This window comes from Kitasatospora sp. CB02891 (genome assembly GCF_002803145.1).
Classification (GTDB): Bacteria; Actinomycetota; Actinomycetes; order Streptomycetales; family Streptomycetaceae; genus Kitasatospora; species Kitasatospora griseola.
On sequence record NZ_NNBO01000017.1, the window covers coordinates 133,108 to 155,478 of the forward strand.

Consider the following 22,371-nt stretch of genomic DNA (forward strand, 5'->3'; position numbering starts at 1 on the left):
GGGCGTCGTCGTGTCCCCGGACGCCTCAGCGCGCCAGCAGCTCCGCGGTCCGCTTGCGGACCTCCTCGGTGTCCAGCCCGCGCACCGTCAGGGTGGTGCGCCGACGCAGCACGTCGTCCACCGTGTACGCCCACTCCTGCTCGGCCGCGTACGCCACCTGCGCCCAGATGTCCGGCCCGCCCGGGTGCACCCGCTCGCCCAGCTCGGGCCGCTCGGCGATCATGCGGGCGATCTCGAACGACAGGGTGCCGTAGTGGGTGGCCAGGTGGCGGGCCACCAGCGGGTCCATCCGGGAGCCCGGCTCGCGGTCCATCAGCAGGCGGTGCGCGACGGCCTGCGGGGCGCCGATGCCGGGCAGCGGCACGGTCGCCGGGATGGGCGAGACGTCCTCGGCGAGGCCCACGCCGCGCGCGTGCTTCAGCTTCTCCAGCACCACCCGGCCGATGTGCCGGTAGGTGGTCCACTTGCCGCCCGCCACCGACAGCATCCCGGCCCGGCCCTCGGTCACCACCGTCTCCCGCTTGGCCGCCGCCGTCGCCCCCGGACCGCCCGGCAGCACCCGCAGACCCGCGAACGTGTACGTGATGTCCTCGCGGCGCAGGTGCTCCTCGCGCACCGCGTGCCCCGCCTCGGACAGGATCTGGTCGATGTCGGCGTCGGTGGCCCGGACGTCCAGCGGGTCGCCGGTGTACTCCTCGTCGGTGGTGCCCAGCAGGACGTGGTCCTCCCACGGGATGGCGAAGGACACCCGGTACTGGTCGATCGGAATGGTCAGCGCGGCCCGCCACGGCGCCTGCCGGCGCAGCACCACGTGCGCGCCCTTCGACAGCCGGATCGACGGCGCGGCGCCCGCGAACTCCATCCGCCGCAGGTGGTCCACCCACGGGCCGGTGGCGTTCAGCACCAGGCGGGCGTCGATGCCGAACTCGGCGCCGTCCAGGCGGTCGCGGACCTCCGCGCCGGTCACCCGGCCGCGGGTGAAGCGCAGCCCCGTCACCTCGGCGTGGTTGAGCACCACCGCGCCCGCGTCGACCGCCGCGCGGACCGTCATCACGGCCATCCGGGCGTCGTTCATCTGGTGGTCGCCGTACACCGCGACACGGCGCAGGCCCTCGGTGCGCAGCCCCGGCACCGCGCGGGCCGCCTGACGGGGGGAGACCACCCGGCCCAGGCCGTCGCGGAACGCCGACAGCGCCGAGTACAGGAACACGCCCGCGCCGAGCTTGGGCGCCGAGTGCGGGCCGCCCTCGTAGACGGGGACGAAGAACGTCAGCGGGTTGACCAGGTGCGGGGCCACGTCGGTGGCCAGCGCCCGGCGCTCCTTGTGGTTCTCGGCGACCAGCCGGACCGCGCCGGTCTGCAGGTAGCGCAGCCCGCCGTGGACCAGCTTCGAGGACGCGGAGGAGGTGGCGTTCGCGAAGTCCCCGGCGTCCACCATGGCCACCTTCAGCCCGGCCTGGGCGGCGGTCCAGGCGGTGGCGGTGCCGAGGATGCCGCCGCCGATGACCAGCAGGTCGTAGCGGGCCCGGCCGAGCAGGTCGCGGGTGGCGGCGCGGGAGGCGACGCGGCCGGCGGCGCGCTCGGCGCCCAGGGTCGGGATGCTTGCCATGGTGTGTGCGGCGGGCCCGGTTTCGCGGCCGGTCCGCGTCTCCTTCCGATCGGGAATGCGGACTCTGACTGAGGTGTCAGAGTTGCGGCTGCTCGTCGTCCTGCTCGATCCAGCCCATGGTGCGCTCCACGGCTTTCAGCCAGTTGCGGTGCTCGTGCTCGCGGGTCGCGTCGTCCATCCGGGGCGTCCACTCGGCGGCCCGGTGCCAGTTGGCGCGCAGGGTGTCCAGCCCGTCCCAGAAGCCGACCGCCAGGCCGGCCGCGTAGGCCGCGCCGAGAGCGGTGGTCTCGGCGACGTACGGGCGCTCCACCGGGACGTTCAGCACGTCCGCGATGTTCTGCATCAGCAGGTTGTTGGAGGTCATGCCGCCGTCGACCTTCAGCGCGGTCAGCGTGACGCCGGAGTCCTTCTGCATGGCGTCCACCACCTCGCGGGTCTGCCAGGCGGTCGCCTCCAGCACCGCCCGCGCCAGGTGGCCCTTGGTGACGTACCTGGTCAGGCCGGTGATCACGCCGCGCGCGTCGGAGCGCCAGTACGGCGCGAACAGGCCGGAGAACGCGGGCACGAAGTACGCGCCGCCGTTGTCCTCGACGGTGCCCGCCAGGGTCTCGATCTCGGCCGCTGTGGAAATGATCCCGAGCTGATCCCTCAACCACTGCACCAGCGAGCCGGTGACCGCGATCGACCCCTCCAGGGCGTAGACCGGCGGCCGGTCGCCGATCCGGTAGCCGACCGTGGTGAGCAGCCCGTGGTAGGAGTTGACGATCCGTTCGCCCGTGTTCAGCAGCAGGAACGTGCCGGTGCCGTACGTCGACTTCGCCTCGCCGACGTCGAAGCAGGTCTGGCCGAACAGCGCGGCCTGCTGGTCGCCGAGCGCCGCCGCGACCGGCACGCCCGCCAGCACGCCGACCGCCTCGCCGTACACCTCGGCGGAGGAGCGGATCTGCGGCAGCATCGCCGTCGGCACGCCGATCGACTCGGCGATCCGCTCGTCCCACTCCAAGGTGTGCAGGTTCATCAGCAGCGTGCGCGAGGCGTTGGTGACGTCCGTGACGTGCCGGCCGCCGTTCACACCGCCGGTCAGGTTCCAGATCAGCCAGGTGTCCATGGTGCCGAACAGGATGTCCCCGGCCTCGGCGCGCTCGCGCAGGCCCTCGACGTTGTCCAGCAGCCAGCGGACCTTCGGCCCGGCGAAGTAGCTCGCCAGCGGCAGCCCGGTCTCCCGGCGGAACCGGTCCTGGCCGACGTTGCGGCCCAGCTCCCGGCAGAGCGCCTCGGTGCGGGTGTCCTGCCAGACGATCGCGTGGTGCACCGGCTCGCCGGTGTGCCGGTCCCACAGCACCGTGGTCTCGCGCTGGTTGGTGATGCCGACCGCCCGGATGTCCTCCCGGGTCAGCCCCGCCTTGTCCAGCGCGCCGCGCACCACCGCCTGCACCCGGGTCCAGATCTCCGCCGCGTCGTGCTCGACCCAGCCCGGCTGCGGAAAGATCTGCGCATGCTCCTGCTGCTCGACGGCGACGATCCGGCCGTCCGCCCCGAACAGGATGCACCGGCTGGACGTGGTGCCCTGGTCGATCGCGGCGATGTAGCTGGCAGTCATGCGGTTCCTCGGCTCGGCTCGGCTCAGGGGGTCGTCAGGGGAGCGGGGCTGACCCTTCGTCAGTCCCCGTGCGCGCAGGTCCGGCAAACCAGGCGGGCGGCGCGGAACGCCCGGACCCTCCAGCCGTCGTTCGACAATGTCGACCGACGTTTGGAAGCCAACAGCAGCCGGACGCCCGACGTCAAGGCGTTGTGACCCGCGACGCCCCGACGGCCACCCACCGACGCCGAACGATCACCCGCTGCCCACGGCGCCCCTCAGAACCGGTGCGCCCCGAGGTCGCGGGAGATCGCCCGGGCCGCCGTCCGCACCGACGCCACCAGCGACGGCCGCACCGCACCGCCCTCGCACACCGTCTCCACCGCGCCGCTCACGCACACCGCGCCCACCGGGTTGCGCCGCCGGTCCTGGATCAGCGCCGCCACCGACGCCACCCCCTCCCAGGTCTCCTCCACCGCGTCCGCCCAGCCCCGCTCCCGCACCAGCGCGCACTGCGCGTCCAGCGCCGCCGGCTCGGTCACCGTCCGCGGCGTGAACGCCTCCCACGGCCCGTCGCCCAGCTCGCCGCGCGCCACCGGGTCGTACGCCAGCAGCACCTTGCCCAGCGCCGTCGCGTGCAGCGGCTGCATCGAACCGACCTCCAGCACCTGCCGCGAGTCGTCCGGCCGGAACACGTGGTGCACCACCAGCACCCCCCGCTGGTGCAGCACCCCCAGGTACACCGTCTCGCCGGCCGCCCGCGCCAGGTCGTCCGCCCACACCAGCGCCCGGGCCCGCAGCTCGTGCACGTCCAGGTAGCTCTGGCCGAGCCGCAGCAGCTCCGCGCCCAGCTGGTACTTGCCGCTGTCCGGGTCCTGCTCGACGAAGCCCTCCTGCTGCAGGGTGCGCAGGATGCCGTGCGCCGTGCCCTTCGCCAGCCCCAGCCCCGTCGCCACCTCCGACAGGCCGAGCCGCCGCTCCCCGCCCGCCAACAGGCGCAGGATCGCGGCCGCCCGCGACAGCGACTGGATCGCACCGGGCACCGGCCCACCTCCACTGACCACCGGTCGGCCATGCCGACCCCACCTACCGTGCTCCGACCGTACTACCCCGCCGCCACCACCCGGACGCCCGGCACCGGACGATCAGGCCGTCGCCGCGGCCGGCTCCGCCACCCAGCCCGCCAGCAGCACCAGGCCCGAGGCGCGGTGCACCGCCAGGAACGCGAACGGCCGGTCGAACTGCGCCGCCGCCCGGCGCACCCGGAACCGCTTCGGGGCGGGCATCGCGCCGCCCCTTCGCATCGACACCGCCGTCACCGCGCCGCCCTTGAAGCCCTCCGCCGAGAACTCCGCCACCGCCGCCTGCCGCGCGCCCGAGACCTTCAACGGAAGGCTCCGGCTGATGCCCCGGAACCAGTCCTCGTGCGCCGTCGCCGTCCGCAGCCCGAACAGCTCGGCGGCCGCCAGCAGGTCGTGCTCGGCGCGGACGGCGAAACCCGCCGTCCACAGCGTGCCGGTGTTCCCCGGCACGGCCGAGTCCACCGACTCCAACGTCAGCCCCGGCCAGGACTCCCCGTCCGGCAGCCCCTCCAACGGCATCCGCCACGACTCGCCCGACACCAGCTCGAACCCGGCCGCCACCACCGCGCCCGGCGCCGCGTCCGGCTCGCCCAGCACCAGATGGACGTCCACCTCGCCGTCCCCGACCACCCGGACCTCCGTGACCGGGCCCGCCGAGGTCTCCGACACCGAGATCCGCTCGAACAGCTCCGGGCCCGACACCTCCAACTTCACGAACTCCCGCCACGACCACGGCCCTTCGAGCACCCGGAAGCGGCTCGGCACGAACCGCTTCGCCCACCTGGTCCGCACCGTCACCGCGGACGCCAGCACCAGCAGCACCTCGGCGAGGTCCACCGGCATCCGCTGGACCAGGCCACCGGTCTGCTCCTTCGCCCACTGGTCCAGCACCGCCCGGTCGGTGTCGGTCCCGCCCGTCAACCGCCCCCACAGCGAAGGGCCCAACTGTTCCAGCCAGCCGGGCTCCACCTCGATCTGCTGAGCCGTCCACAGCCCGAGCGCCGCCGCGCAGCCCGGCGTCCGCCGCACCAGCGCCAGCAACTCCCGGGCCGCCGCCGGGGCTTCTCCGGCCGGCACCCCCAGCGCCCGCTCCAACTCGGCCCGCACCGGCCCGTCGGCCCCCGCCGCCAGCATCGCCAACAGCGGCCACACCCCCACCGCCGTCCACACCTGCCCGGCCTCGAACCCCAACTCCCGCCCCCAGCGCGCCCCGAGACCGTTCACCAACCCGACCGCCTGCACCGCAACCCCTCTCCGCCCGTCGATCACCGCCCCATCCTCCCGTCCCGCGCCGGGATTCGCAGCAAGCCGACGGTCACCCGGAGAGCACCGCCGCCAGCTCCGCGATCCGGCCCGAACCCACCCGGCAGCAGCCGCCCACCAGCCCGGCGCCCGCCGCGACCCAGCGGGGCGCGTCGGCGGCGTCGAAGGCGGCCGGACCCGCCCAGTCACGGGCCGTCGCGTCCCAGCCCTCGCCGCTGTTCGGGTACGCCACCGCCGGGCGGCCCGTGACCTCCACCGCCAGCCGCATCGCCGACGAAACCTCCTGCGGCGCGCAGCAGTTGACGCCCACCGCCACCACCTCCGGGACGTCCGCCAGCAACGCGAACGCCTCCGCCAACGGCTCCCCGCCCCGGGTCCGGCCGTCCGCCGCGCCGAACGAGAACCACACCGGCACGCCCAACCCCCGGACGCACTCTGCCAGAACGGACGCCTCCAGCAGATCCGGCACCGTCTCCACCGCCAGCACATCCGGCCCCGCCGCCGCCAACACCTCCAGCCGCGGACGGTGGAAAGCGGTCAACTCGGCGGCGGACAGGCCGTAATGGCCCCGGTACTCGGAGCCGTCCGCCAACACCGCCCCATACGGCCCCACCGACGCCGCCACCCAGCGCGCCCGCCCGTCACCCGGTTCCGCCGACGCCTCCTCGGCCGCCTGCCGCGCCAACTCCACACTCGACGCCAGCAGTCGGTCCGCCGTCGCCGCACCCACGCCGCGCCCCGCGAACCCCGCCCGACTCGCCTGGTAGCTCGCCGAGGTGGCCACCTGCGCCCCCGCCGCGAAGAACGCCCGGTGCGCCGCCACCACCTGCCCCGGATCGTCCAGCAGCAGCCGCGCCGACCACAGCGCATCCGACAAGTCGCAGCCCTGCGCCGCCAGTTGGGTAGAAAGACCGCCGTCCAGCAGCACCGGACCGGCTGCCAGCGCGGACGCGAAGCCCGCGGTGGCGCCGGGAGCGTTCGAGCCGTCGACCGTCGCTGCCATCCCTCCAGCCTGCCGCACCACCCGCCGCGCGGCGAACCCGTGGCACCCGGGCCTCAGCCCCCGGCCGCCGGCACCGGCCTGGAAGTGACCGCGATCCGGTTGTACGCGTTCACCACCGTCGCCGCCCAGGCCACGAACGCCGCCTCCGGATCCGACAGCACCGCCCGCGCCACCCGCTGCGCCCGCGCGCCCTCCGCGTGGTCGGGGAGTCGGGTGACCGCCTCCGCGAGCGCCAGGGCGGCCTGCTCGCGGGGCGTGAACAGCGGGCCGGACTCCCGCCAGGCCGCCAGCCCGTCCAGCCGCTCGGCCGACTCGCCGGCCTTCCGCGCGGCCGAGGTGTGCAGGTCCACGCAGTACGTGCAGCCGTTCAGCTGCGAGCAGCGCAGCCGCACCAGCTCCAGCAGCAGCGGCTCCAGCCCGGCCGCCGCCGCGGCCTGCTCGACGGAGCCGTGCAGCGCGTGCACGGCGGCGAAGGCCTGCGGGGCGAGTTCGATCAGCGGAAGCGGCGGGAGCGCCCCGGCTGCGGCGGTCCGGATCGTGTCGGGTCCGGCTGCGGCGGTCCTGGTCGCGGAGGTGTCGGTCACGGAGCGAGGCTATGGCTCCCGTGCGGGCCCGCGGCCGTCGACTCGCGCGGCGATCACCCACCCGGGAGATAGCTCTCGAAACCGTTGACCGTGTCCCCAAATCGTGGCGCAGGCCTTGGAGTTCAACGGCCATCGGCCTGACGGTCGGTCAATACGCGAGGTATGTCACCCAGTTGGCGGTACGCAGCCGAACCGGAGCGCGTCTCGCCGGTAGTGTGACGTTCCGTGGCCGACCGCACCGATTGTGTGATGGCCACTCATTCGAACCCCGGCGGGCGACACCCCGTCGGCCCTGTCCCTGGACCGGCCGCCGCCCGCCACAGACTCACGTGGAGACACCGATGACCAGTTCCGTGCAGGCCGACCGTACCCAGAAGCGCTTCGACCTCTGGGACGTGAACGGCGACGGCCAGATCGACCGCGCCGACTGGAACGCCGAGGCCACCCGCATCCTGCAGGCCTTCGGCGAGGCCCCGACCTCCCCGGCCGGCCGCCAGCTGACCGAGGCCTACCTCGGCATGTGGAGCTTCTTCGCCGACAAGGCCGGCATCGACGAGCACGACGGCGCGCTCACCCCCGAGCAGTTCAACCACATCGCCGAGGAGCACGTCCTGGAGAACGGCGGCGCCGGCTTCGGCCGCGTCGTCAAGCCCACCATCCAGGCCATGGTCGAGCTGGTCGACGTGGACGGCGACGGCCAGGTCAACCCGGCCGAGTTCAAGACCTGGCTGGACGCCATCGGCGTCGAGGGCGTCGTGCCCGCCGAAGCGTTCCGCCAGATCGACACCGACGGCGACGGCCAGCTGTCCGTCGACGAGCTGGTTCACGCCGTCCGCGCCTACCACGTGGGCGAGCTGGACGTTCCGCTGCTGGGCCGCTGAGCCCCTCACCGCGGCGAGGCCGGTGACGGCCTGACGCACTTCGGGCCCGGAACGGGGAAGGCGCCCCCCGATCCGGGCCTTTCGGCATGCCGCGAGGCCGTCGCCGCGCGTCCGCAGCTCCGATCGCTCAGAACTCCGCGGCCGCCGGGACGAACCGCACCGGAAGTTCCGGCCGCAGGCCCAGCTTCTCGCCGGTGAGCAGCCGGTCGGCCGCGATCAGCACGTTGTAGTGGTTGGGGAAGTGGCAGGCGTCGAAGCCCAGCACCGTCCCCACCCGGTGCTCCCCGACGAACACCTCGTCACCCCGGTCCAGCACCCCCGCCGCCGCGATCTCCGCGAAGCCGAGGAACCCCACCCGGTCGATCCGCGCACCCGGCGCCGTGTCCCGCTGATCAGTGGTCACCAACTCGTGCACCTCGCCGACCCGGACGCAGCGGCTGGCGAACGGCTCCAGGCTCATCCCGCGTTCCGTCCGACTGTGCAGCAGCACCTTCACCAGGGTGCCCGTCACCGTCCGCTTCGGCCCGTTCTCCCGTACCGTGCCCGACAGTTGGGCCGGAGCGTTCCGCTGCCGGATCATCCGCGCACCCCCGCCCGCTCGGCCCGGTACGCCGCCTCGACCACCCGCAGCGCATCCACCCCGTCCGGGCCTCGGCCGTCGTCGCCCGCCACCGGGTCGGCCGCCAGCAGGGCGGCGAACTCGGTGACGATGCCGACGTACTCGTGCCACAGCGACTGCTTGAACCCGTCGTGCCCGGACAGCAGATCCGCCCGCAGCGTCGAGCCGTCGGCCAACTCCACGGTGACGTCCTTCAGTTCGCCCGGGTACGACCAGTCCAGCTCGATCCGGCCGCGCACCCCGCCCGCGCCCGACAGCTCCAGCACCGCGGACCGGTCCACCCCGGTCCCGTCCCGCCGCACCTCCGCGGAGCCCGGACTCATCGGCCCGGCCAGCAGCCGCAGCAGGTCGTACGCGTTCGGGCCGTTGTCGGCGACGCAGCCGCCGCCGCACCGCTCCGGCTCCAAGTACCAGCGGTCCCGGCCGACATGCTCCTCGATCAGCTCGAAGTACCGCGCCGTCACCGACCGGACCGGCGCCGCGCCGTCCAACGTCCGGCGCAACTCCCGCACCGCCGTGTTGTACCGCCGGTGGAACGCCGTGAACAGCGGCACCCGGCGCTCCACCGCCAGGGCCGCCAACTCCGCGCCCTCCGAGGCCCGCAGCGCCAGCGGCTTCTCCACGCACACCGGCAGCCCCGCCCGCAGCGCGTCCCGACAGATCGGCAGGTGCTGGTCGTTGGGGACGGTCACCACCACGGCGTCCAGCCCGCCCGCCGCCAGCAGCGCCCGGTGGTCCGTGAAACGGTTGACGCCGTCGGGGAATTCGCGCAGCAGCTCCGCGTCCCGGTCGCAGACCGCCGCCAACCGCACCCCCGGGACCTGCTCCAGTGCGGCCAGGTAGAACCGCGAGATCACCCCGAGACCGATCACCCCCACCCGCAGGCCGCTCACCGCGCCACCTCCGCGGCCACCGGGCGGACACCGAACTGCGCGGCCAATACTGCCAGTTCGACCAGCAGCGGGGCCGCCAGCGGCACGCCGTCACGGTGCGCCTCGGCCGTCCTCCGCGCCTCGTGCCAGCCCGGGTAGACGACCGGCCCGGCCTGGCCGCCGGCGGGCGGACAGTCCAGCACCGTGGCGAACAACGTCCGTGCGTCCGCAGCCACTTGGGCCGGATCGCGAAGCGTCGCCGGGGCGATCGCCAGGGCGAACAGGCCGATGTCGTCGTCCCGGCCGGTCGGACCGCCGTCGCCGTCCAGCGCCGCCGGCTCCGGACCGAGCCCCGCGCCGGGCAGCAGCGCCGCCAGCACCTCCACCATCAGCCCCAGCCCGAACCCCTTGAACTCGGCGCCCGAACCCGACCCCAGCCACAACAGATGCGCCTCGCCCCGGTCGAACGCGGCCGGGTCTGTCACCGGCCGACCGTCCTCGTCGGCCAGCCACCCCGCCGGAATCGTCCGCCCCGCCCGCGCGGCCGCCCGCACCCGCCCCGTCGGGACGGCGGTCGTACTCATGTCCAGGACGTACGGCGGCAGTTCACCCGCCGGCGCGGCCACGCTCCACGGATTGGTGCCCAGCAGCGCGACCGCGCCACCCGGCGGACGGGCGATCCGCTGCCGCCCGCAGTTCGACGCCAGCAGGCCGACCATGCCGCGCCCCGTCACCCGCGCCGCATGGTGCCCGGCACACCCGAAGTGCGTCGCCCGCCGCACCGACACCAGCCCGATGCCGAACCGCTCCGCCCGGTCCGCCGCCAACTCCATGGCCGCGCCCGCCTGCCACAGTCCGAGCGCGTTCCCCGCGTCCACCAGCACCGCCGCCCCCCGATCGGCCACCACCACCGGCTCGGCCGCCGGATCGGCCCGCCCCTGCGCCAGCAGCGGCAGATAGAGCCGGGACAGATTCACCAGCCCGTGCGAGTCCATCCCCGCCGCGTCCCCGTAGCACAGCGCCTCGGCCGCCGACCGCGCCCGATCCGGCGGCAGTCGGTGCGCGACGAAGACGTCGGTGGTGAAGCGGAGCAGCTCGGCGTACGGGACGCGAACGGTACGGGCGGCGGAACTGGGCGCGGACGCCACGGTGCTCATGGGCGGCGGTCTCCTGGAGGTGGGAACGACGGGTGGTCGAGTGGTGCTGATTCGGTCGTGCGGCTGCCGTCCTGCCGAGGGATCGGCGCGGTCAGTGGCGCGGCCGGTGACGGGCGAAGGCCGCCAGCAGGCGGGCCACCGCCGCGGCGAAACCGTCGAGTTGGGCGAGCTCGGCGAACTCGCCCTCCGCGTGCGCCCGGTTGGCGCCGAGGTCGCCCGGGCCGAGCACCACGGTGAACGCGTCCGGCAGGCCGGCCGTCCAGATCGCGTCGCAGGTGAACGCCGGCTCGTGGTCCGGGAACCGGTGGATGCCGGCCTGTCGGGACAGCAGCTCCTCGAAGGCGGGATGCCGGTTGTCCAGGACGGGCAGGCCGCGCTTGGGCCAGTCCAGCCGGGTGATCCGCGCACAGTCGGCGGCCGTCCGGACGAACTCCGGCAACCCGGCGAACTCCCGCCGGAACGCGGCCAGTGCGGCATCGACCGCCGCCTGTACGGTCTGCTCCGCGCGACGGCCCGAACGGGCGTCCCGATAAGGGAGGTTGAGCAGCAGCTCGCCGGTTCCGTACACCCGGTTGTGCAGCGGACCGGTGCTCAGGCCCGCCACGCACACCGGGTCGCGCGGGGCCGGGACGGCGCCCAACTCCCGCGCCAGGTACTGGGCGAGGAAGCCGAGCAGCACCGTCGCGTTGTGGCCCTTGCCCGGACAGTCGTCGATCGCGTCCTCGCCGCGGACCCGGAGCCGGGCGGTGGCCGCCGCGGTGGCCCGGGGCAGATACCGCAGCCCCGTCGGCTCGCAGAACACGTTCAGCGCGCCCACGTACCCGGCCTCCACCAGTGGACGGGTGCCGAACACGCCCATCGCGCCGCCCTCTTCGCCCGAGACGGCCTGCACCAGCACCCCGACCGCAGTGCCCACCCGGGGCTCCGCCGCGACCGCCGCCCGAATCCCCGCCAGCAACGCCACCGCCGGGCCCTTGGCGTCGATCGCACCCCGCCCGGTGAACCGCCGCCCGTCGAAGCCGACCGGCTCCAGGCCCGCCACCGTGTCCAGGTGCACGTTGAACATCACCGTCGCCGACCGGGGCAGCTCCGCGCCGAGCCGCAGCACCAGACTCGGCTGACACGCCAAGAAGCCTGCTTCGTCGGCCCGTTGGCGCACGCTGAGCGGCACGTCCGGCCGGTCGAGCTCCGCCGCGCGGGGTACGCCGCGATGCACCTCGGCCAGGCCGACCGCCTCCGCCGCCCGGGCGTACACCGTGAGCGCCTCGGGGAGCCGCGGGGGCGGTGCGCCGGGGCCGGTCTCCAGCGGGCCGGCGGTCGGCAGGGCCAGCAGGTCGAGCAGCAACTCCCGGTCCTCGGACCGGAGTCGGGCCCCCGTGGCGGCCGGAGTGCGGGCGACGCCGACAGCGGTGGGCGCGGTCTCCCTGCTCACACGACACCGCCGCTGCGTTCCAGGCCGCCCGGCACCGCGTGCCAGCCGGCCGCGAACGGCAGGATCTCGTCCGCCACCAGCGCGCTCAACGCCCTTCCGGCGGCGACGAATCCGCTCACGGCGGTGCCGTCCGCCGCCAGGCCCTGGTGCGGGCGGGTGGCGAGGTGGGGCTCCAGCGACCAGCCGCCGCTCCAGCCCCGGTCCACCAGGAAGCGCAGGCTCTCCGCGAGCCGCGCCACTCCGGTGCCCGGCAGCACGTACTCGGTGCGGTTGCCGCCGCCCACCGCGTCCTTGACGTGCACGTGGGCGACGTGGTCGACCACCTCGCGGAGCATCAGGTACCCGTCGTAGCCGTGCGGGACGCCGTTGCCCGCGTCGAACAGCAGGCGCAGCGCCGGGCTGTCCACCGAGGTGACCAGGTCGAGTTGGCGTTCGGCGCAGGCGCCGGCCCAGCCGCTGCAGTTCTCGTGCAGCAGGGTCAGGCCGCTGCGGCCGGCCAGCTCGGCCAGGCGGGTCAGCCGCTCCAGCGCGCGGCGGCGCCAATCCGCCTCCGACAGGCCCGCGTTGGGGTAGGACATGACCCGGATCCGGTCGGTGCCCAGCAGCGCGGCGCGGACGGCGAGAGCGGAGAGCTCCGCCAGGTCGCGGTCGAGATCGTCGGTGATCCGGCTCGCCCAGTTGCCGATCCGGGAGGCCAGGCCGGTCACCCGGGTGCCGCGGGCGGCGAGCGTCTCGGCGATCCGGCGGACCCGGTCGAGCGGCAGCTCGGCGATCCACTTGCCGTCGACTGTCCGCAACTCGAGGTCGTGCCAGCCGAGTTCGTTCAGCGCATCGAGCTGTCCGGGCAGGTCGGGGGCGGCCTCGTCGCCGATGCCGCCGAAGCTGATCGCGGCGAGTGCGTCCCCCGGCGGGCGGAGCCGACGACGGCGGAGCGGTGCCCCGGGCGGAGTGGTGTCGACGGTCCGTGCGGCCGGGCCGGTCATCGGGCGGCCGCCGGGCGGCGCTGGGCATCCCGAGCCTGGGCATCCCGAGCCTGGGCATCCCGAGCCTGGGTGTCGCGGACCTGAGAGCCGCCGACCTGCGGCTCGTGGGCCGGTGCATCGCCGACCTGTGCGTCGCGGGCCTGCGCGGCGATCGTCTTGGCCTGGTCGAGCAGCCGCACCACCTGGGAGTTGACCGCCAGGTCGGGGTGCGGGTGGTGGGCGCCGCCGGCCGCGCCGCCCGCCGCGAAGTAGGCGTAGACGCGGTGCAGGAAGGTGCTCAGCGAGTCGTCGTGGAGCAGCTCGGTGCTCTCGCCCTGGTGGTCGATGACGGTCAGCCGGGCGTAGGCGTCGGCCTCGCTGCCGGGGAAGTGGCCGATCAGGGTGCCGTGGGCGAGTTCCAGGGTGACCCGGCGCTCGCGGACGGGGGAGGTGAGGTCGGAGCGGATCCGGGTCCACGCGCCGCTCTCGTGCTGGAGGTTGAGCCAGGCGGTGCCCAACCGGGGCAGCACCTGCCCGCCGACCACCATGTCGGTGCCGCCCGCGCCGGTGACCCGGCCGGGCCCGGCCAGCGAGAGGCAGAGGCCGAGGGAGTGCGGCAGCTCGATGTCGAACGCGGTGGGGTGGCCGTCGCCGGCCAGCGAACGGGAGAACCGCGGCTTGCGCTGCACCACGTGGATGGTGCGCAGCGGGCCGTACGCGCCGCTCGCCAGTGCGGCGCGCAGCCGGTCGGTCAGTCGACTGCCGAGCCACTGGGCGACCACCACCAGGTCCAGCCCGTGGCGCTCGCGCAGCGCGAGCAGCTCGTCCAGCCCGGCCGCGTCGGCGGCGAACGGCTTCTCCAGCAGGATGCGCCGGTAACCGAGCCGGCCCAGGGTGTCCAGCGCGGCGACCCGTTCGGTCGGCGGGGTGCACAGGTGGACGACGGTCTCGGCGGGGTCGGCCAGCAGGGGTGCTTCCGCGAGGCTGACGGGCCGCAGATCGGCCGCCGCCCCGGGGCGGCGACGCGGGTCGACCGCGAGTATCGGGGCGGGCGCGAACAGGTGTCCGGAATCGGCGGCGGTGCGCAACCGGCGCAGCACCGGCAGATGGAGTCCGCTGCCCGCCCGCCCCATTCCGACCAGTAAGGTCCCGAGTCCGTTCGACATGGCGAGCCGTCCTTCCGTCCGATTCGCGGGGATCGCGTCGCCGGGTATTCAACCAGCACTTGCGACCAGACCTGACAGAACGTCAACTCGCTTACGCATTAAGCCATTCGAACGAGTGAAGCGAACCATCCGGCGCAGTGGACGGCGGTGGCGGCGGCATAGATTCAGCGGGGTGCATCGAACCGCTGCGCCGGAGATTCACCTGCGCCCGCACGCCGGTCGCGAATCGGACGGGGCAACCGGAAAGCGCTTTCAATCTCCCTCTGCAGTGCTGATCGGAAAGCGTTTTCCGACTGCGGTCGGCCCACCCGTCCGTCACCGCCCACAATCCGATGAGAGTTCCATGGGTGCCTCCTCCGGCGTCTCCTTCTTCGACCAGACCGAGACCTTCGAATCCCTCTGGCCCACCACCCGGCGCCACCTCGACGAACTGATGGACCGCGGCAAGTACTCGCACGGCCCCAAGGTCGCCGAACTCGAGGCCGCGCTCGCCGCCTGGACCGGCGCCCGACACGTCGTCGGCGTCAACAGCGGCACCGACGCGCTGGTCCTGCTGCTGCGCGCGGCCGGCCTGCAGCCCGGCGACGAGGTGATCGTCCCGACATACACCTTCGCCGCGTCCGCCACGGCCGTGGCGCTGGCCGGCGGCCGCCCGGTCTTCGCCGACATCGACCCGCACAGCTACAGCCTCGACCCGGCCAGTGCGGAAGCCGTCCGCACCGAGCGCACCCGCATGGTCATGCCGGTCCACCTGTTCCACCAACTCGCCGACCTGAACGCCCTGCTGGACTTCGCCGCCCGCCACCGACTGACCGTGGTCGAGGACAGCGCCGAGGCGTTCGGCATGCGCTGGGACGGCGTCCACGCCGGACTGCACGGCGCCGGCGGCGTGCTGTCGTTCTTCCCCACCAAGACCCTGGGGGCGATCGGCGACGCCGGGGCCGTCCTCACCGACGACCCCGCCCTCGCCGACGCCGTCGCCGCGATGCGCCACCACGGCCGCACCGGCGCCACCGTCGACGACTTCCCCGCCATCAACCGACCCACCGAACTCCTCGGCACCAACAGCAAGATGGACGACATCCAGGCCGCCGTCCTGCTCGCCAAGCTCGACCGCGCCGACCAGTGCATCGCCCGCCGGGCCGAGCTCGCCGCCCGCTACACCGAGCGCCTGGCCGACACCCCCGGCCTGACCCTGCCCACCGTCGTCCCGCGCACCGCCGCCACCAACCCCGTCTGGTACGTCTACCTGATCGAGTCCGACCACCGCGACGAACTCGCCGCCCACCTCGCCCGGCACGGCGTCCAGACCGAGACCTACTACCCGACGCCGCTGCACCTGCAGCCCTGCTTCGCCGAACTCGGCCACCGGCCCGGTGAGTTCCCGAACGCCGAGGCCGCCTGCTCGCGCGCCCTCGCGCTCCCGCTCTACCCCGACCTCGCCGACCACGACCTGGACCTGGTCAGCGACCTGGTCCGCGGCTTCCAGCACGGAAAGCACCGATGACCACCACCACGCCCCCACCGATCCCGTTCTTCCCGCCCGACCTCTTCGAGGACGACCGCGACCTGCTGCTGGACGTCGTCCACGAGGTCGCCACCGACCCCGCCCAGCGCTTCATCCTCGGCGAACGCACGGCCCGCTTCGAGGAGTTGCTGCGCACCGACCTCGGAGTCGCCGACGTCGTCGCCTGCGGCAGCGGCACCACCGCGCTCACCCTGATCCTGCGGGCCATGGGCATCACCGCCGGCGACGAGGTGATCGTCCCCGCGTTCGGCTGCGCCCCGCTCGCCAACACCGTCCTCGGCGTCGGCGCCACCCCCGTGTTCGCCGACATCGACCCGCACACCCTGGTCATCGACCCGGACGCCGCCGAAGCCCTGATCACCGCCCGCACCAAGGCGTTGATGCCCGCCCACATGTTCTCGGTGATGGCCGACATGCCGCGCCTGCGCGCCCTCGCCGACCGCCACGGCCTCCGCCTGGTCGAGGACTCCGCCGTCGCCCAGGGCGCCGTCCTGGACGGCCGGCCCGCCGGCACCTGGGGCGACGCCGGCCTGTTCTCGTTCGTCCAGGTGAAGTCCTTCGGCGGCCCCGGCGAGGGCGGCGTCGTGGTCACCGACGACCCCGAACTCGCCCGCACCGTAAGGATGCTGCGCAACCACGGGCAGGACGGGGTGCACCGCTTCCGGCACCACCTGATCGGCCTGAACAGCCGGTTCGACGAAGTCCTCGCCGCGTTCCAGCTGCGCCGCCACCCCGGCCTCGCCCGTCGGCTGGCCCGCCGGGCCGAGATCGCCGCCCACTACACCGAACAGTTCGCACCGCTCGCCGCGCACGGCATCACGCCGCCGCCACCCGGCACCAACGGCCGCTGCTACTACGTCTATTCACTGCTCGCCGAGCCCCGCGACCAGCTCCGGAAGCACCTCGCCGCGCAAGGCGTCGACAGCCACGTCTACTACCCCCGCGCGCTGCCCCACCAGCCCGCCTTCGCCTCCGCCGCCCCCGCCGACGGCCGCTGGCCGAACGCCGAACGAGCCGCCCGCCAGTGCCTGTCCCTCCCGGTCTACCCCCACCTGACGGACGCCCAGGTCGAGCGGATCACGGCTGCCGTGCTCTCCTTCGCCGGCGCACCCGCGCCGGTGAGCTGAACCGCAGGGGTCCACCACCTCGCCGCTGTGGTGGACCCCCGCCGTCCTGGCATCAACTCACCACAACCGCCGTCTCCTGCTCGCGAGTCGAGGACGTCGCCAGCTCGGTGAGCGCCAACCGGTCCGGCTTCCCGGACGCACCCAGCGGCAACCGGTCCAGCAGAACCAGTCGCTCCGGCCACTTGTACTTCTCCAGACCGCACAACTGGCCCAGATAGTCCGTGAGTTCAACGAGTGCCAGCCCGCCCGCAGGCTCCCTCGGCACCGCGCACACGCACATCCGTTCCCCGAGATCCGGATCCGGCACCGGCACGCACACCGCCTCCACCAGCCCCGGGTGCCCCTCCAGCAGGCGCTCCACCTCCGACAGGCCGATCGACACCCCGCCCCGGTTCACCATCTGCTTGATCCGCGCCACCACCCGCAGCGACCCGTCCGCCTCCAGCACCCCCCGATCGCCGGACCGCACCCACCCGCCGTCCACCCGCAGCCGGGCGTCCAACTCCGGCTCCCCGACGTGGCACAGCGGACTCATCGGCCCCCGCGCCTGCAACTCGCCCGCCACCCCCGCCGGCACCGGACGCCCGTCCGGCCCGCACACCCGGAACTCCGCCACCGCCGGATCCGGCCGCCCCACCCGCAGCACATCGGCATCCGAACTCGTCCACCGGGTATGACAGTTCACCCCGTCACTGGCTCCGTACACGTTCACCACCGGACGTCCGAACCGCTGCAACGCCGCCCCCAGCACCGCCGACGACAGCATCGCGGAGCTCGACACCACCGCCTGCAAGGACGACAAGTCCTCACCCGGAGAGGGCGATCGATCCGCCAGGCGACGCAGCATCGTCGGCACCGCCGCCAGGTGCGTCGGCCGCCAGCGCCCCACCGCAGCCAGCGCGTCCGCCGGGTCGAACCGCTCCCGCAACACCACCGTCGCCCCGCACCGCAGCAACGACACCACAGCCAACGAGCCGTACGCCGTCGCCGGATGCACCAACAGCAACACCCGCGGCGGCGTCCCGTCCGCAGTCCCCAACGCCCGCTCCACGTACCGCCCCCGGCCCCCCGCCAACGCATTGTGCGAGTACGCGATCAGCTTCGGTGCGGACTCCGACCCCGAGGACACCAGAATCCGCGCCGGCGCCTCCGCATCCACCGCCACCGGCTCCCACCCCGCCCGCTCCGGCCACGGCTCCGGCCCCAGCACCACCACCTCGTGCAGCCACGGCAGTTCGGGCCGCAACCCGTCCACCAGCGCCTTCCACTCCGGCACCGTCACCACCGCATCCGCCCGCGACGTCCCCAACAGCGCCAGCAGATCCCGCCGCCCGTGCCCCGGCACACACGGCAGCACCACCGCCCCCAACGCCGCCACCGCCAGATCCACCGCCACCGCCCGCCAGTCCGCCGGCACCTTCGTCGCCACCACCGACCCCGGCCCCACCCCCCGCGCCGCCAACCCCGCAGCCAACCCCCGCACCCGCCGGGCAAGTTCCCCGAACGTCACCTCACCCCCGTCGTCCACCACAGCCACCCGCCCCCCATCGACCCCCACCCGCTCCACGAACAACTCGTACAACCCCCGCCCCGGACACCACCCCCGAGCCACCCACTCCTCCCGCAACCCCCGCCCCACCTGATCCGGAAACTCCACCCCGGCCACCGAGACCCACGTACCGTCCACAACCACCACTCCCATTCACTGATCGATCCATCCACTGAAAACCCCGCCCCCGGGTGAGGCCCGACGATCTCCGCGACGACACAGGGGCGCCCCTCACTGCCGGGCATGCCCGTCCCGCACCTGCTGTGCAGTGCCCGGACGGGGGACGCGGGCAACCGGCCTCGAAACACCGTCGTGTCCGGAACCGGCGTGGCGCCCGGGTCTACGCAGTCCGGGTCTACGCAGTCCGGGCCGTGCCTGTCCGTGGAGGCTGCGCCGGCGGGGCACTGCGTAGCCCGCAGGTCCTGTGCGGCGCAGATATTCCGCGTACGGCGGGGCGTCGGCACCGGCCGCGAGGTAGGTGCCCCCACGTCGCGGCCATGCGGTTCCAACCGCGCCTGCCCACCGCCGAAACGCGGCTCCGCGGTCCTCGCCGAAGCCCGCAGCGCGCGGTGGGAGGCATCTGGGGGTGTTCGCTCCGCGGGCCGGGCGTGCCGGTTGTCGCCGGCAGCGTGTGGCGTGTCCGTGATGGCCTGCCGCAGCCATCAACTGACCTGCGGGCGGCGACTGGTGAAGAGAGCTGCTGTGCCCTGCGACCGATGTGCGCGACGGGACGCCCGGTGGGCTGTCGGATGCACCTCCGCGGAGCCCCCAACCCGCTCCACCTGCGCGCCGGGCCCGGACCGTCAGGGTGCAGATGGCTTTGCCGTCGCGCCCCTGCCCTGCGCCCGCCATTCGAGGTGCCCGAGCACGGCACACCCACCGTCGCCGGAGTCGGCCACCGGACACGCTTCCGCCCGCGTCGCAGCCGCATGCCGACGTGACATCCCGCCGCCTGTCGGTGCTGCGCGGGGTTCTCGGCAGGCCCGGGCGCACGTGCGATCGCCCTGCCCCGCAGCGAGGTCGGAGACAGTCCCGCTGGGGGATGCTCGTCGTTGTCCTCATGCCGGTTGGCGACACGGATCCGGACTGTTCAATGCCTGCTCGACTGTCGGGCGTACGTGGTGTCCGGGTTCTGTTGCTCGACCGGTGATCGGGTGCTCCTAGCCGGCCAGGGTGGATGTGCGATCGCCGATCAGAGCTGTCAGCGGGGGTGGGCGAGGGCTGTGCCGATGTCGGTGCAGCGCTGGTGGACGGCGCGCAGCGCCGTGGTGAGCGTTCGCGCTGCACACGGCCGACGCGTGATCGGGCATCAGGAGTGTGTCGTGCGGTAGCCGAGGCCCAGGGCCCGCAGGTGCTGCGCGGCCGGTCGGGGTGCATGGGCGATCGCCGACCTGCTCCACGAGGGCCGGGATCGGCAGCTGGTGACCACTCGGGCGGTTCGTTGCCGATGCCCGGCTCGCCATCGGGCGTCCAGGATGTCCGAGGTCCGGTGCGTCGGCCGGTTCCGCCTGGGCAGGAGTCGAAGGCCGCCCAGCCCCGGGGGCCGCAGCTGTCGCGCGGCTGGTCGCCCGGTGCTCCTGGTCGGCCCGTGTGCATGCGCGATCGTCGATCCGTTCCATGACGTCCGCGATTGTCACTTGCCGGGGCCGGTTCGGTGCCGCGGCTTCGTCGAGGCCGTTCCGTCGCTGCCTTCACGCTGGTGGGCAGTGTGCGGTGCCGTGGTGAGCCGGTGCTCGGTCGGCTGTCGGGCGTACGTGGCGTTCGAGTCCGGTGGCGTTGGCCTGTTCGACCCGGCTGGGCGGCTGCGGCCGTCGAAGTGCCGTGGTCGCGGTTGCTGCGCCGGGAGCCCCTGTACGTGGGGAGTGATGCGGCGCGGCAGCGTCGCCCGGGTGCGCCCGTCGTCCCGGCAGGTACGGTGCGACACCTGCGCGGGTGCCCGGAGTTGCTCCCAACCGGCCTCGGCGAGAAGAGCGGTGGCGCATCAGAGGAGCGCCCCTGAGGCCCGCACCGCCGACCCGCCTCCCCTGCTGCACGGCCGACCTCGATCGCCGAGGCGCAAGAGACCCCGTGGGCCCGTCCACGCGCTGCCGACGGGGTCACGGCACTGTGCCGGACGCCCCTGGCCCCGGGTGTCAGAGCGCGGCACAGCTGTCGTTGCCCAGCGCCATCTCCCCTCCAGGAGCCGGCCGCCGCCGAGCCGTCGAGTCGTCCGCACTCGCTTCGCGGCGGACCCACCGGAGCTCCCGGAGGCGAACCACCCCGAACGCGCAGCTGCGGCCCCACTCCACCGGGCCCACTCGTCGAGGCCAGCACAGAGCCGACGCGCCGCCCATTCGCGCCGGGAGGCTGTGAGCAACGCTCCCGGCACCCGGCGGCCCGACGCGGTGCAGATGTACGCCTCCGCGTCCCGCAGCGACGGCCATGTCCGCCCTGCCGAACGCCGTCAACTCCGCAACCTCGACCAGGTCCTGTCACCACCACCGCACCCGCGGCACTGCGCCCGCCCGTCGTCTCCAGCGTCAGCGCACCGCACGTCCTTCGGTCGGCAGGCGGCACGCAGCCCCGCTCCCGCCTGCGGGCGGTCCGACGTGGAGCCGGTGACGAGTCGGCAGGTGTACGTCTCTGCGTCGCGCAGTGCCGACCAGGTCCGCTTCGGCGGCTGCGCTCTCTCTGCCGGGCTCCATCAACCTCGCCACCCCGGCCACGTTTTGCCGTCTCCGCCGTACTGCGCCCGTCGCCCGTGGTCTCCGGTGTCAGTGCATCGCACGTCCTCCGGTCGGCAGGCAGCGTGCAGCGTCGCTCCCGCCTCCCGTCGGCTCGATGGGGGACTGGTGATGAACCGTGGGTCCCGCACCGGCGACCAGGTCCGCCTTCACGGTCGCGCCGGACTGATCGAGCCGCATCAACTCCGCAGCCCCGTCGAGGTCTTGTCATCATCGCCGCAGTGCTTCTGCCGCCCGTCCTGTCCAGCGTCAGCGCACCGCACGTCCTTCGGTCGGCAAGCGGCACGCAGTCCCGCTCCCGCCTCCGGGCGGTCCACGAGTCGGCAGGTGTACGTCTCTGCATCGCGCAGTGCCGACCAGGTCCGGTTCCGCGGCTGTGCCCTTTCTGCCGGGTCCCATCAATCTCGCGACCCCGGCCACGTTTTGCCGTCTCCGCCGCGCTGCGCTCGTCGCCTGTCGTCTTCGGTGTCAGTGCATCGCTGGTCGTCCGGTCGGCAGGCAGCGTGCAGCGTCGCTCCCGCCTCCCGTCGGCTCGATGGGGGACTGATGATGAACCGTGGGTCCTGTACCGGCGACCAGATCCGCTTTCACGGTCGTGCCGGACTGATCGAGCCCCATCGACTCCGCAACCCCGCAAGGGTCTTGCCGCCATTGCCGTGCTGCGCTCGTCGCCTGTCGTCTTCGGTGTCAGTGCATTGCACGCTCTCCGGTTGGCAGGCAGCGTGCAGCGTCGCTCCCGCCTCCCGTCGGCTCGATGGGGGACTGATGATGAACCGTGGGTCCTGTACCGGCGACCAGATCCGCTTTCACGGTCGTGCCAGGCTGAGTGAGCCCTATCAGCTCCGCAACCCCGGCCACGTTTTGCCGCCTCCGCCGCGCTGCGCTCGCCGCCTGTCGTCTCCGGTGTCAGTGCATTGCACGCCCTCCGGTTGGCAGGCAGCGTGCAGCGCGGCTCCCGCTTCTTGCCGGCTCGATGGGGGGCTGGTGGCGAACTGTGGGTCCGGCACCGGCGACCAGGTCCGCCTTCACGGTCGTGCCAGGCTGAGTGAGCCCTATCAGCTCCGCAATCCCGTCGACGTTTTGCTGTCCCCGCCGCACTGCGTCCGCTGCCCGCCGTCTCCGGTGTCAGCACACCGCACGCCCTCCGATCGGCAGGCGACATACAGCGCCGCCAGAGGCGCCCCCGCCGCAGGGTGGTCCGACACACGCCCGGTGATGAAGCGGCGGGTGTACGT

The 22,371-nt window shown here is 73.7% G+C and carries 16 protein-coding genes; 3 read left to right on the forward strand and 13 right to left on the reverse strand.

Annotated features, from left to right (window positions below):
- Positions 1-25: 25 nt before the first annotated feature.
- From CG736_RS30425 to CG736_RS38740, 6 genes are all read right to left on the reverse strand, one after another.
- Entirely contained in the window at positions 26-1,609 is a 1,584-nt protein-coding gene (locus CG736_RS30425) for a glycerol-3-phosphate dehydrogenase/oxidase (protein ID WP_100589348.1), read from the reverse strand.
- 76 nt (positions 1,610-1,685) lie between these two features.
- Positions 1,686-3,209, reverse strand: a complete 1,524-nt coding sequence (glpK, locus tag CG736_RS30430; protein ID WP_100589349.1) for a glycerol kinase GlpK — start codon at positions 3,207-3,209, stop codon at positions 1,686-1,688.
- A gap of 257 nt (positions 3,210-3,466) precedes the next feature.
- Positions 3,467-4,231 carry an IclR family transcriptional regulator gene (locus CG736_RS30435; RefSeq protein WP_043908941.1) on the reverse strand — a complete coding sequence of 255 codons (765 nt, stop codon included), beginning with the start codon at positions 4,229-4,231 and terminating at the stop codon, positions 3,467-3,469.
- A 102-nt stretch (positions 4,232-4,333) separates the two neighbouring features.
- Positions 4,334-5,494, reverse strand: coding sequence for a serpin family protein (locus tag CG736_RS30440; protein ID WP_232734282.1), 1,161 nt, complete (start codon positions 5,492-5,494; stop codon positions 4,334-4,336).
- A gap of 91 nt (positions 5,495-5,585) precedes the next feature.
- Positions 5,586-6,536: a homocysteine S-methyltransferase gene (gene mmuM, locus CG736_RS30445; RefSeq protein WP_100589350.1), complete on the reverse strand. Its 951-nt coding sequence runs from the start codon at positions 6,534-6,536 to the stop codon at positions 5,586-5,588.
- Between the two features lie 53 nt (positions 6,537-6,589).
- Complete coding sequence (locus CG736_RS38740) at positions 6,590-7,120, reverse strand: carboxymuconolactone decarboxylase family protein (protein WP_304528231.1); 531 nt, start codon at positions 7,118-7,120, stop codon at positions 6,590-6,592.
- Between the two features lie 341 nt (positions 7,121-7,461).
- On the opposite strand from CG736_RS38740, the gene CG736_RS30455 reads away from it, so the two are divergent.
- The gene (locus tag CG736_RS30455) at positions 7,462-8,001 is read left to right on the forward strand and encodes an EF-hand domain-containing protein (protein ID WP_100589351.1); all 540 of its coding nucleotides are present in this window, start codon (positions 7,462-7,464) and stop codon (positions 7,999-8,001) included.
- Between the two features lie 127 nt (positions 8,002-8,128).
- On the opposite strand, the gene CG736_RS30460 is transcribed toward CG736_RS30455, so the two are convergent.
- The 6 genes from CG736_RS30460 to CG736_RS30485 all read right to left on the reverse strand — a co-directional run bounded on the left by CG736_RS30460 (position 8,129) and on the right by CG736_RS30485 (position 14,176).
- Positions 8,129-8,581, reverse strand: a complete 453-nt coding sequence (locus tag CG736_RS30460; protein WP_100589352.1) for a hypothetical protein — start codon at positions 8,579-8,581, stop codon at positions 8,129-8,131.
- On the reverse strand, positions 8,578-9,513 hold the full coding sequence (locus CG736_RS30465) for a Gfo/Idh/MocA family protein (protein ID WP_100589353.1): 936 nt from the start codon (positions 9,511-9,513) through the stop codon (positions 8,578-8,580). Before CG736_RS30465 ends, CG736_RS30460 begins: the two co-directional genes overlap by 4 nt.
- Complete coding sequence (locus CG736_RS30470; RefSeq protein ID WP_100589354.1) at positions 9,510-10,649, reverse strand: Ldh family oxidoreductase; 1,140 nt, start codon at positions 10,647-10,649, stop codon at positions 9,510-9,512. The genes CG736_RS30465 and CG736_RS30470 overlap by 4 nt, the downstream gene beginning before the upstream one ends.
- Positions 10,650-10,740: 91 nt before the next feature.
- Positions 10,741-12,081, reverse strand: a complete 1,341-nt coding sequence (locus CG736_RS30475) for a M20/M25/M40 family metallo-hydrolase (RefSeq protein ID WP_100589355.1) — start codon at positions 12,079-12,081, stop codon at positions 10,741-10,743.
- The gene (locus CG736_RS30480; protein ID WP_100589356.1) at positions 12,078-13,064 is read right to left on the reverse strand and encodes a sugar phosphate isomerase/epimerase; all 987 of its coding nucleotides are present in this window, start codon (positions 13,062-13,064) and stop codon (positions 12,078-12,080) included. The genes CG736_RS30475 and CG736_RS30480 overlap by 4 nt, the downstream gene beginning before the upstream one ends.
- Positions 13,061-14,176: an oxidoreductase gene (locus CG736_RS30485; RefSeq protein ID WP_100589357.1), complete on the reverse strand. Its 1,116-nt coding sequence runs from the start codon at positions 14,174-14,176 to the stop codon at positions 13,061-13,063. Before CG736_RS30485 ends, CG736_RS30480 begins: the two co-directional genes overlap by 4 nt.
- Before the next feature lie 376 nt (positions 14,177-14,552).
- On the opposite strand from CG736_RS30485, the gene CG736_RS30490 reads away from it, so the two are divergent.
- Positions 14,553-15,716 carry a DegT/DnrJ/EryC1/StrS aminotransferase family protein gene (locus tag CG736_RS30490; protein WP_100589358.1) on the forward strand — a complete coding sequence of 388 codons (1,164 nt, stop codon included), beginning with the start codon at positions 14,553-14,555 and terminating at the stop codon, positions 15,714-15,716.
- Complete coding sequence (locus CG736_RS30495; RefSeq protein ID WP_100589359.1) at positions 15,713-16,864, forward strand: DegT/DnrJ/EryC1/StrS aminotransferase family protein; 1,152 nt, start codon at positions 15,713-15,715, stop codon at positions 16,862-16,864. The genes CG736_RS30490 and CG736_RS30495 overlap by 4 nt, the downstream gene beginning before the upstream one ends.
- A 52-nt stretch (positions 16,865-16,916) precedes the next feature.
- On the opposite strand, the gene CG736_RS30500 is transcribed toward CG736_RS30495, so the two are convergent.
- A complete protein-coding gene (locus tag CG736_RS30500; RefSeq protein ID WP_100589360.1) occupies positions 16,917-18,566 on the reverse strand; it encodes a class I adenylate-forming enzyme family protein in 1,650 nt (549 codons plus the stop codon).
- Between the last annotated feature and the right edge of the window lie 3,805 nt (positions 18,567-22,371).

Coding starts and splice junctions, on each gene's coding strand:
- CG736_RS30425 (WP_100589348.1), bottom strand. CDS start 1,609: ATGGCAAGCATCCCGACCCTGGGCGCCGAGCGCGCCGCCGGCCGCGTC.
- glpK (WP_100589349.1), bottom strand. CDS start 3,209: ATGACTGCCAGCTACATCGCCGCGATCGACCAGGGCACCACGTCCAGC.
- mmuM (WP_100589350.1), bottom strand. CDS start 6,536: ATGGCAGCGACGGTCGACGGCTCGAACGCTCCCGGCGCCACCGCGGGC.
- CG736_RS30455 (WP_100589351.1), top strand. CDS start 7,462: ATGACCAGTTCCGTGCAGGCCGACCGTACCCAGAAGCGCTTCGACCTC.
- CG736_RS30460 (WP_100589352.1), bottom strand. CDS start 8,581: ATGATCCGGCAGCGGAACGCTCCGGCCCAACTGTCGGGCACGGTACGG.
- CG736_RS30470 (WP_100589354.1), bottom strand. CDS start 10,649: ATGAGCACCGTGGCGTCCGCGCCCAGTTCCGCCGCCCGTACCGTTCGC.
- CG736_RS30480 (WP_100589356.1), bottom strand. CDS start 13,064: ATGACCGGCCCGGCCGCACGGACCGTCGACACCACTCCGCCCGGGGCA.
- CG736_RS30485 (WP_100589357.1), bottom strand. CDS start 14,176: ATGGGGCGGGCGGGCAGCGGACTCCATCTGCCGGTGCTGCGCCGGTTG.
- CG736_RS30490 (WP_100589358.1), top strand. CDS start 14,553: ATGGGTGCCTCCTCCGGCGTCTCCTTCTTCGACCAGACCGAGACCTTC.
- CG736_RS30495 (WP_100589359.1), top strand. CDS start 15,713: ATGACCACCACCACGCCCCCACCGATCCCGTTCTTCCCGCCCGACCTC.
- CG736_RS30500 (WP_100589360.1), bottom strand. CDS start 18,566: ATGGGAGTGGTGGTTGTGGACGGTACGTGGGTCTCGGTGGCCGGGGTG.